Origin of the sequence: Pontitalea aquivivens (genome assembly GCF_046507575.1) — a bacterium.
Taxonomy (GTDB): domain Bacteria; phylum Pseudomonadota; class Alphaproteobacteria; order Rhodobacterales; family Rhodobacteraceae; genus Pontitalea; species Pontitalea aquivivens.
On record NZ_JBKFEY010000001.1, the window covers coordinates 86036 to 95483 of the forward strand.

The 9448-nt window shown below is 65.0% G+C and carries 9 protein-coding genes; 4 read left to right on the forward strand and 5 right to left on the reverse strand.

Annotated features, from left to right (window positions below):
* Nucleotides 1-27: 27 nt before the first annotated feature.
* Both ACK8OU_RS00430 and ACK8OU_RS00435 read right to left on the reverse strand, forming a co-directional pair.
* Entirely contained in the window at nucleotides 28-408 is a 381-nt protein-coding gene (locus tag ACK8OU_RS00430) for a histidine triad nucleotide-binding protein (RefSeq protein ID WP_410301363.1), read from the reverse strand.
* Between the two features lie 11 nt (nucleotides 409-419).
* The gene (locus ACK8OU_RS00435; RefSeq protein ID WP_410301364.1) at nucleotides 420-1997 is read right to left on the reverse strand and encodes a DUF5928 domain-containing protein; all 1578 of its coding nucleotides are present in this window, start codon (nucleotides 1995-1997) and stop codon (nucleotides 420-422) included.
* Between the two features lie 139 nt (nucleotides 1998-2136).
* On the opposite strand from ACK8OU_RS00435, the gene ACK8OU_RS00440 reads away from it, so the two are divergent.
* Nucleotides 2137-2955 carry a sulfotransferase family protein gene (locus ACK8OU_RS00440; RefSeq protein ID WP_410301366.1) on the forward strand — a complete coding sequence of 273 codons (819 nt, stop codon included), beginning with the start codon at nucleotides 2137-2139 and terminating at the stop codon, nucleotides 2953-2955.
* Nucleotides 2956-2964: 9 nt separating this feature from the next.
* Here the strand turns inward: ACK8OU_RS00440 and ACK8OU_RS00445 are convergent, their stop codons facing one another.
* Entirely contained in the window at nucleotides 2965-3897 is a 933-nt protein-coding gene (locus ACK8OU_RS00445) for an ABC transporter ATP-binding protein (protein ID WP_410301367.1), read from the reverse strand.
* 106 nt (nucleotides 3898-4003) lie between these two features.
* Here ACK8OU_RS00445 and ACK8OU_RS00450 point away from each other — a divergent pair, with 106 nt between their 5' ends.
* Genes ACK8OU_RS00450 through ACK8OU_RS00460 form a run of 3 tightly spaced genes read left to right on the forward strand, consistent with a single transcriptional unit; the run spans nucleotide 4004 to nucleotide 8024 of the window.
* Nucleotides 4004-4189 carry a zinc-finger domain-containing protein gene (locus tag ACK8OU_RS00450; RefSeq protein ID WP_410301368.1) on the forward strand — a complete coding sequence of 62 codons (186 nt, stop codon included), beginning with the start codon at nucleotides 4004-4006 and terminating at the stop codon, nucleotides 4187-4189.
* Nucleotides 4190-4249: 60 nt separating this feature from the next.
* The gene (gene polA / locus ACK8OU_RS00455) at nucleotides 4250-7090 is read left to right on the forward strand and encodes a DNA polymerase I (RefSeq protein ID WP_410301369.1); all 2841 of its coding nucleotides are present in this window, start codon (nucleotides 4250-4252) and stop codon (nucleotides 7088-7090) included.
* A gap of 22 nt (nucleotides 7091-7112) precedes the next feature.
* Complete coding sequence (locus tag ACK8OU_RS00460) at nucleotides 7113-8024, forward strand: cation diffusion facilitator family transporter (RefSeq protein WP_410301370.1); 912 nt, start codon at nucleotides 7113-7115, stop codon at nucleotides 8022-8024.
* Here the strand turns inward: ACK8OU_RS00460 and ACK8OU_RS00465 are convergent.
* Both ACK8OU_RS00465 and ACK8OU_RS00470 read right to left on the reverse strand, forming a co-directional pair.
* The gene (locus tag ACK8OU_RS00465; RefSeq protein ID WP_410301371.1) at nucleotides 8003-8785 is read right to left on the reverse strand and encodes a hydroxypyruvate isomerase family protein; all 783 of its coding nucleotides are present in this window, start codon (nucleotides 8783-8785) and stop codon (nucleotides 8003-8005) included. The two genes, ACK8OU_RS00460 and ACK8OU_RS00465, sit on opposite strands and share 22 nt — an antisense overlap.
* Nucleotides 8785-9396 carry a DUF1285 domain-containing protein gene (locus tag ACK8OU_RS00470; protein WP_410301372.1) on the reverse strand — a complete coding sequence of 204 codons (612 nt, stop codon included), beginning with the start codon at nucleotides 9394-9396 and terminating at the stop codon, nucleotides 8785-8787. Before ACK8OU_RS00470 ends, ACK8OU_RS00465 begins: the two co-directional genes overlap by 1 nt.
* Between the last annotated feature and the right edge of the window lie 52 nt (nucleotides 9397-9448).

Genomic DNA, 9448 nt, shown 5'->3' on the forward strand with positions numbered 1-9448 from the left:
CCCCAAGGCGCCCGCCCGCCGGGGCGTTCAGGCCTTTTGCAGCATCCGGCCCAGCGGGCGCCCGGCCAGAATATGCATGTGGTAATGCGGCACTTCCTGCACGCCGGCCTCGCCCGCGTTGGAAATCGTGCGATAGCCGCCGCCATTCGCGCCCGGCGTGATGCCCAGCATCCGGCAGATCTCGGCTGCGGCGCGGTGGAAATCGACGATCTCATCGGCGCTGGCCTCGGCCGCGAAATGGTCGAAACAGACGTAGCGGCCCTTGGGGATGACCAGCACATGATCGGGGGCCTGCGGCGCGATATCGCGAAACGCCAGGGTATGGTCGGTTTCCAGCACCGTGTTGGCGGGGATTTCACCGCGCAGGATGCGGGCAAAGACGTTCATTTCGTCATAGGCATAGGCCACGGGGTCACTCCTCAATCGACGAACAGATAATCGGTCGCGGCGATCTGATGCGCAAGATCGGGCGCAATGTCCAGAAACCGCGCCAGCGCCTGGGCATTGGCCCGGGTTTCGGCCCCCTGACGCATCCGCAGGAAGCTGGGGAACTGCGCATCGCGCATCCGGTCGCTTTCAAAGCGCAGGTCATAGCGGATCGTCGGCAACAGCCGGTCGATCACCTCTTGTGGGGACCGCTCGCCCGCAAGGCCCACGCGGCGGGCATGGCCCAGCAGATAATCATCGCTGAAGTCGCATTCGATTTCCAGGATCCGGGTGGTCGCCTTGTCCGAGGTGAAATCCTGCATCAGATCGAAGGACGACGGGTCCAGGCAGATCACCAGCCGGTCGGTGCCGTGAAAGTCGAACAGCATCCGCATCAGCGCGCGGCGGTGGCGGGTGCGCTTGTCCATCGTCGACTGGATGCCGCCCAGATCGGGCAGGGGGGTGTTTTCCTCATTGAACAGATATTCCACCACCGGAATCCCGCTCCGGTGCCGGATCTGATGCACCAGGCGCTTGGCGACATGCCATTTCTTGCACACCACCATCAGCAAGGTCCGTTCCCGGCCCAGGCTGGATTCGGTTTCCCAGAAGCGCGGCGCAAAGCGCCGCCCGATCCGGCCGCGTCCGGTCAGAAAGCTGTAGAGGCTGCGCCCCTCGTTCGAGATCGGGAATTGCACGCCGGTCTGGGTCCACAGGCTGCCCAGCCGGTCCTTCAGCGGGCCTGCCTCGGGGCTGATCTTGCGCGCGAACAGGAAATCCTGGCTCAGCAGCATGTCGTAATGGTCGTTGTAGAAGGTCACCGGCATGCCGTAATCGGTGAACATCAGGAAGGTCTGCGTGCGGGTGCGGATTTCGCGGTCGGGCACCAGATGGCGGACGATGGTCTGAAAGAAGGTTTCATCCGGGATCCAGGAGGTGCGGAAAAAGCGCATCACATCGGGCCGGTCGCGGCAGAAATCCAGCACCCATTCCACCGTGCGCCGGCGCAGGCACCACCATTGCGATCCGATCATCATCTGCAGATCCCCGGGGATCGCGCGGGTCAGGCCCAGTTTCTTCTGCCATTCGTAGCTTTTGTAGAACAGCCATTTGCGGGTGCGTTCGTTGAACCAGTGGCGATAGATCAGCCGGTCTTCCTTCAGCCCCGTCTTGATCCAGTCCGAGGCGAAGAAATCGAAGCTTTCGATATAATCCACATCCTCGGCATCCAGACAGGCATGGGCGAATTCGGCGGTCTTGATCGGCATGCAGTCGCCCGACAGCATGTAGAAATGCGTGGCCTGCGGAAAGGCCGCGATGGCGGCTTTCACCGCCTCCAGCGTGGCGCCGACCAGGCTCCATTCGCCCCAGCCGCATTTCAGCCGCCGCCGCGCGAAGGTGACCGCGGGATTGTGGCCCAACGCCGCGCGGATGCGGGCGAAATCGTCACCGCTGGCGCGCGCATCGAAATGGATCGAGACGAAATCGCCTGCGGCAGTCAGCCGCTCGGCCTGACGGATGATCCCGTCGGGGTCCTTGTGGGTCAGCAGGATGAAAGCGATTTTGGCCATCGTTAACCGGATCAACAGCAATAGGTATCAGATTTCGCCTAGATACCGCCAATGCCCGTTGAAAAGACAGGGGCAGTTTGCTTCAAAGGGCAGGAATTGTCGGTCCGGGCCCCGCCCGCGTGTTTACAGGAGTGATTTGATGGGTTTCCCCGGTACCTGGATGACGGAAAGCGAAAGCGTCGTGTACCGCGTGGTGCCCAAATGCGCCTGTTCGACCATCGGGCAGATCATGTTCTATTCCGATCACGGGCGTTTTTTTGATGGCGACATCCACGATTCGACCGCGGGGCTGCACAAATGGTCCCAGCCCGAAAGCCAGCCGCTGATCGAGGGGAACGTGCGCACGCACAAATCCTTTGCCTTCACCTGCGTGCGCAACCCCTATGCGCGTATCCTGTCGTCATTCTTCGACAAGATCGCCGGCATCCAGCGCAATGGAAAACGCTATCGCGGCAATCTGCTGCCGCAACTGGCGCAGCGCTACGGGGTGCAGGTCGGCAGCCCGGAAAACGGCTTCGATTTCGACCAGATCGCCAGCTTCCGGCGGTTTTTGCTGTTCGCGCGCGACACGATTCGCTGGCGCCGCCCGATGGAGCCGGACATCCACTGGTCGGCCATGTCGGGCCATATCTCGACCTTCATCGTCAATGGCGGGCGCTATGACCACATCTTTTTCACCGAAAAGTTCAATGACGGCATGCAGACCGTTCTGGACGCCATCCAGACGCCGCATCCGGTGGATCTGGGCGCGATCCCGCGGTTCAACGAAAGCGAAGGCCACGGGCCCAGGCGCGCGCATCCCGTTTCGGCCTATTTCGACGATCTGTCACGCCATCTGGTCTGGGAAATCTACAAGAAGGATTTCCAGCTGTTCCGCTATGATTTCGACGACCCGGACAACAAATACCCGGTGGGCGACATCGATCTGGATGAGGTGCACGCCAAGCTGGCCGCCTGACGCGGCGGCCTAGCCCTTGGTGGTCAGCGCCACGAACACCTCTTCCAGGCCGGGCTGTTCGGATGCCACGTCGCGGATGCGGATGCCGCCTTGCCGGATCGCGTCCAGCACCGCCTCGGCGCTGGTCTGTGACCGGCGATAGTGAAAGGCGATCTGCCCGTCCGCGCGGCGTTCCATGGTGATGCCATCAGGCAGGGCGATTGTTTCGGGGGCCTCGCCTTCGGGTTCGACCACCAGCGCCTTGCCATCCAGCCTGCGCAACAGCGCGGGCGTGGTGTCGCGCACGATCAGCTGGCCGCGGTCGATGATGGCGATTTCATCGCACATCTCTTCGGCCTCTTCCAGGTAATGCGTGGTCAGGATGATCGTCATGCCCTGCGCATTCAGCCTGCGCACATTGGTCCACAGCATGTTGCGCAGTTCGATGTCGACGCCGGCGGTGGGTTCGTCCAGCACCAGAACCTGTGGCCGGTGCACCAGCGCCTTGGCCAGCAACAGCCGCCGTTTCATCCCGCCCGACAGGTTGCGCGCATAGGCATCGGCCTGTTCTGTCAGGCCGACCAGATCCAGAATCTCATCCGTCCAGCGGTCGCGGGCGGGCACACCATACAGCCCCGCCTGCATTTCCAGCGCCGCGTGGGGGGAAAAGAACGGGTCCATGTTCAGTTCCTGCGGCATTACCCCGATTGCCGCGCGCGACTGGCGGGGGTTCACATCCTGGTCAAAGCCCCAGATCGTGACCTTGCCGGCGGTCTTGCGCACCAGCCCGGCCAGGATGTTGATCAGCGTGGACTTGCCCGCGCCATTCGGCCCCAGCAGGCCAAAGATCGATCCGGCCGGGATCGACAGGTCCACGCCTTTCAGCGCCTCTTTCGGGCCCTGCCGGCCGGTTGCCGCATAGGTCTTGCGCAGACCTTCGATTACAATCGCCTGCCGTTCCACCTTGCCCGCCCTTCATCAATCGCTATCATGCGCGCCAAGTTAGGGCGCCCGGCGCCCGACCTCAAGCAGTGCGCCCCGCAAGGGCCTTTCGAACGGAGCCCCGCCGATGACCATCGCCCCCCCCGAAACCCAGACCGTGACGCGCTGGAAAGTTGCCTGCGACGGGGGCGAAGGCGCGCTGGGCCATCCGCGCGTCTGGCTGACGATTCCGCATGACACGGGCTTTGTGGACTGCCCCTATTGCGACAAGCGTTTCGTGATCGACCGCGAACACGCCCACGACGATCACTGATCGCCGGTCGGGTCGCGCCGCCTGCGGCCCCAGGATTGCTGACATGAAGGAGGGCCGGGCATGGGCTTTGGCAAAGGCTGTCACCTGCATCTGATCGACGGCTCGGCCTTTATCTTCCGCGCCTATCATGCCCTGCCGCCGCTGACGCGCAAGTCCGACGGCCTGCCGGTGGGCGCGGTGGCGGGTTTCGCCAACATGATCTTCAAGTATATCGAGGATGCCAAGGGCGATGATGCCCCCACCCATGCGGCGGTGATCTTTGACCATTCCTCAAAAACCTTTCGCAATGACATCTACCCGGAATACAAGGCCAACCGCCCGGAATTGCCCGAGGATCTGCGTCCGCAGTTTCCGCTGACGCGCGATGCGACGCGGGCCTTCAACCTGGCCTGCATCGAGGTGCAGGATTATGAGGCCGATGACATCATCGCCACCCTGGCCCGCCAGGCGCGTGACGCGGGCGGGCGCGTGACGATCATCTCGTCCGACAAGGACCTGATGCAACTGGTCGGCGGCGGGGTCGAGATGCTGGATGCGATGAAGGGCCTGCGCATCGGCCCGGATGAGGTCGCGGCGAAATTCGGCGTCGGCCCCGAACGGGTCGTGGATGTGCAGGCGCTGGCGGGCGATTCGGTCGACAACGTGCCCGGCGCGCCGGGCATCGGCATCAAGACGGCGGCGCTTTTGATCAACGAATATGGCGATCTGGAAACGCTGCTGGACCGCGCCGGCGAAATCAAACAGCCCAGGCGGCGCGAGACCTTGCAGAATTTCGCCGACCAGATCCGGGTTTCAAAACGCCTGGTGACGCTGTTCGACGAAACCCCGCTGGATTTCGCGCTGGATGATCTTGAGGTGAAGGACCCCGATCCCGCGCAGCTGATGGAGTTTCTCAACCGCATGGAATTCCGCACGCTGACCAGGCGCGTGGCCGATAAATTCGGGGCCGAACCGCCGCCACCCGCCGCCGTGTCTGGTGCGCCCGCGGCCAGCGGCGGCGGAACCGGCGCCGAGGGGGGCTTGCCCCCCGCAAAGGCGGTTCCCTTTGACCATGCCGCCTATACCTGCATCCGTGATGCGGCCACGCTTTCGGGCTGGCTGGATCAGGCCCGCGCGCGGGGCTGGGTGGCGGTCGATACCGAAACCACCAGCCTGGACGAAATGCGCGCCGAACTGGTGGGCGTGTCGCTTTGCATCGAGCCGGGGCAGGCCGCCTATATCCCGCTGGGTCACAAGACGGGGGGCGATGATCTGTTCGGCGGCGCGGCGCCGGCGCCCGACCAGATGCCGCTGGATCAGGCCCTGGCGCTGTTGAAGCCGGTGCTGGAGGATGCCGCGATCCTGAAGATCGGGCAGAACATGAAGTATGACTTCAAGATATTCGCCCGCCACGGCATCCGCGTCGCGCCCTTCGATGACACGATGCTGATGAGTTATGCGATGTTTTCCGGTCTGCATGGCCATGGCATGGATGCGCTGGCGCAGGAATATCTGGGCCACAGCCCGATCCCGATCAAGGAACTGCTGGGGTCGGGCAAGGCGCAGATCACCTTTGACCGCGTGCCGGTCGACAAGGCCACCGCCTATGCCGCCGAGGATGCCGACATCACCCTGCGCCTGTGGCAGGCCTTCCGCCCGCGCCTGCACCGCGAACGGGTAACGACGGTCTATGAAACGATGGAACGCCCGCTGGTGCCGGTGCTGGCCGATATGGAAATGGCGGGCGTGCGGGTGGATGCGCAGGTGCTGTCGCGCATGTCGAATGCCTTTGCCCAGAAGATGGCGGGTCTTGAGTCCGAGATTCAGGACATCGCCGGCCAGCCCTTCAATGTCGGCAGCCCCAAGCAGCTGGGCGAGATCCTGTTTGACCAGCTGGGCGTGGCGGGCGGGTCCAAGGGCAAGGCGGGCGCCTATTCCACCGGCGCCGACGTGCTGGAAGATATCGCCGCATCCGAAGACAACCCGCGTGCCGCCGAACTGGCCGCGCGCGTGCTGGACTGGCGTCAGATCGCCAAGCTGAAATCCACCTATACCGACGCGCTGCAAACCCATGTGAACCCGGAAACGGGCCGGGTGCATACGTCCTATGTGATCTCGGGGGCGGCGACGGGACGGCTGGCCTCGACCGATCCGAACCTGCAGAACATTCCCGTCCGCTCGGAAGAGGGCCGCCGCATCCGCGAGGCTTTCGTGGCGGGCCCCGGCATGCGGATCGTAAGCCTGGATTACAGCCAGATCGAGCTGCGCATCCTCGCCCATGTCGCGGATCTGCCCGCGATGAAGCAGGCCTTTCGCGACGGCATCGACATTCACGCGATGACCGCGTCGGAAATGTTCGGCGTGCCGCTGGACCAGATGACGTCCGACATCCGCCGTCAGGCCAAGGCGATCAATTTTGGCGTAATCTACGGCATTTCGGGCTTTGGCCTGGCGCGCAACCTGCGCATTCCCCGGGCCGAGGCGCAGGGCTTTATCGACCGTTACTTCGAACGTTTCCCTGGTATCCGAAAATACATGGACGACACGGTGGCCTTCGCCAGGGAAAACGGTTTTGTCCAGACCATTTTCGGCCGCAGGATCCACACGCCTGAAATCAACGCCAAGGGCCCCGGCGCGGGCTTTGCCAGGCGCGCGGCGATCAATGCGCCGATTCAGGGCGCGGCCGCCGACATCATCCGCCGCGCCATGGTGCGGATGCCCGCGGCCATCGCAGGCCTGCCCGCGACGATGCTGTTGCAGGTGCATGACGAACTGATCTTTGAGGTCGAGGAAGGCGCCGCCGATCCGCTGATCGCCGCCGCCCGCGCCACGATGGAAGGGGCGGCGGAACCCGCGCAGCGCCTGTCGATCCCGCTTGTCGTCGACGCGGGCCAGGGCGCAAGCTGGGCCGAGGCACACTAGGCTTACGGAAAGGGTTCCACCCGTGCCCCATGACCACCATCACCCCCACACCCATTTGCCCCGCGCGGCGGGGGACCGGCGCATGGCGGCGGCGGTGGCGGTCAATCTGGTGCTGTCCGGCGCGCAGATCATCGGCGGGCTGATCGCGGGGTCCGTCGCGCTGATCGCCGATGGTGTGCACAACCTGTCGGATGCGGCTGCGCTGGTGCTGGCCTTTGGCGCCCGCCGCCTGACCCGCCGCGCCGCCGACCCGGGGATGAGCTTTGGCTGGGCCCGCGCCGAGGTGGTGGCGGCGCTGGTCAACTATGTCGCGCTGATCGTCATCGCGCTGTGGCTGCTGGTCGAGGCGGCGGGGCGGCTGGCCGATCCGCCGGGGGTTGCGGGCTGGGTCGTGGTCTGGCTGGCGGGGCTTGCGTTGCTGGTCGATCTGGTGACGGCGGGGCTGACCTGGCGGCTGGCGCGCGAAAGCCTGAACATCCGCGCGGCCTTTTTGCACAATCTGGCCGATGCGGGGGCCTCGGTCGCGGTGATCATCGGTGGCGGGCTGATCCTGCTGTATGACTGGCGACTGGTCGATCCGCTGCTGACCATCGGGATTTCGCTGTTCATCCTGTGGCATGTCGCGGGCGACATTCGTCCCGTGCTGCGCATCCTGATGCTGGGGGCGCCGGTCGCGCAGGATGTGGCGCAGGTGGTGGCGCGGCTGCGCGCCGAACCGGGCGTGGCAGATGTGCATCATGTCCACCTGTGGCAGATCGATGAACGGCGCACCGCCTTTCAGGCCCATCTGGTCGTCCGGGATGGTGCCGATTTCGCCGCCGTGATCGCCGGGGCCAAGGCGATGCTGGCGCGCGACTTCGGCCTGACCCACGCCACGCTGGAACCCGAAAGCCCCGCCCTGGGCTGTGCCGATCAGGGCGTCGCGGGCTGCTGAACCGCCTGCGCGCGCGCCAGCCAGCCAAGACCCGCCATCGTGTCCCCCGCGGGGATGTATTCGGCGCTGACAAAGCCGGTATAACCATCCCGCTCCAGCCGGGCGAAGAAGGCGTCAAAGTCGATCTGTCCGTCCGCCGGTTCATGCCGCCCGGGATAGCCCGCAATCTGCACATGGCTGGCGCGTGCCCCATGGCGCGCCCAGGCGCCCGGCACATCGCCGGTGATCCGGTGCGCGTGATAGGCATCGAATTGCAGGCGCAGATTGGGCGCGCCGGTCGCATCCAGCACCCGCGCCGCCAGGTCGAAATCACCCAGGAAATAGCCTGGCATGTCGACCGGGTTGATCGGCTCGATCGTCAGCGCGCGGTCAGGGGCCTGACGTGCCGCCCAGTCCAGATTGCGCAGGAAGGTGTCCTGCGCCCGGCCCCCCGTGGCGCAGCCCGCCATGATGTGAATCCGCCCCGGGTTCAGCATATCCGCCAGGTCCAGCGCCTGGGCGAATTCCGCGCGAAACCGTGCCTCGGCCCCGGGCAGGGCGGCACAGCCGCGCCCGCCCGCCGCCCAGTCGGGCACCGGCACGTTCATCAGCGCGAAATCCAGGCCATTGTCATCCAGCCCCGCGCGGATGTCGCGCGCCGGGGTGTCATAGGGAAACAGCAGTTCCACCGCGCCAAAGCCCGCCGCCCGGGCCGCCGCGAACCGCTGGATCAGGGGCTGTTCGGTGAACAGAAAGGTCAGGTTCGCGGCAAATCGCGGCATCAGGACAGCTCGGCCACCGGGATGATCGGAAAGAACGTGCCTTGCGACCACAGGCCCAGCCAGTCCTGCCCCTGATGCGCGGCGGGACGGGCGATGTCGACCAGCCGGTAAAAGGTCTTGCGGTCGATCAGCGCCTCAAGCCCGCGGCGGATGTGGACATAAGGCGCAGGCGTGCCATCGGCGCCGCGTTCCACCCGGATCGGGTTGTCGGGGCCTGCGGTGACGGTATCGCCCACATTGGTGGTAAAGCGCAGCGCCTGACCGGCGCCCGTGCCGGTCAGTTCCACATCGACCGCGACAAAGGGCGCATCGACCACGCGGATGCCCACCTTTTCCACCGGGGTGACCAGGAAATACTTGCCATCCTCCAGCTTCAGGATCGAGGCGAACAGCCTGACCAGCGCCGGCCTTCCGATCGGCGTGCCCAGATAGAACCAACTGCCATCGCGGCGGATTTCCATATCCAGGTCGCCGCAAAACGGCGGGTTCCACAGATGCACCGGGGGCGGCCCCTTTTTTGCCGCCCGGCCCGCCGCCGCCGCCAGCCCCTCGGCCGAGGGGGCCGCCGGTTGGGGCTTCACGTTCTGTTGTGACTTGTCTGTTTCTGTCATCCGGGCTTTGCCAATCCGTCGGTTATCGTTATCTCCTGAAGGGGATTATAGC

Excerpts from the sequence above, each read along its gene's own strand:
- ACK8OU_RS00470 (WP_410301372.1), bottom strand. The coding sequence starts at position 9,396 with ATGACAGAAACAGACAAGTCACAACAGAACGTGAAGCCCCAACCGGCG.
- ACK8OU_RS00465 (WP_410301371.1), bottom strand. The coding sequence starts at position 8,785 with ATGCCGCGATTTGCCGCGAACCTGACCTTTCTGTTCACCGAACAGCCC.
- ACK8OU_RS00435 (WP_410301364.1), bottom strand. The coding sequence starts at position 1,997 with ATGGCCAAAATCGCTTTCATCCTGCTGACCCACAAGGACCCCGACGGG.
- ACK8OU_RS00440 (WP_410301366.1), top strand. The coding sequence starts at position 2,137 with ATGGGTTTCCCCGGTACCTGGATGACGGAAAGCGAAAGCGTCGTGTAC.
- ACK8OU_RS00450 (WP_410301368.1), top strand. The coding sequence starts at position 4,004 with ATGACCATCGCCCCCCCCGAAACCCAGACCGTGACGCGCTGGAAAGTT.
- polA (WP_410301369.1), top strand. The coding sequence starts at position 4,250 with ATGGGCTTTGGCAAAGGCTGTCACCTGCATCTGATCGACGGCTCGGCC.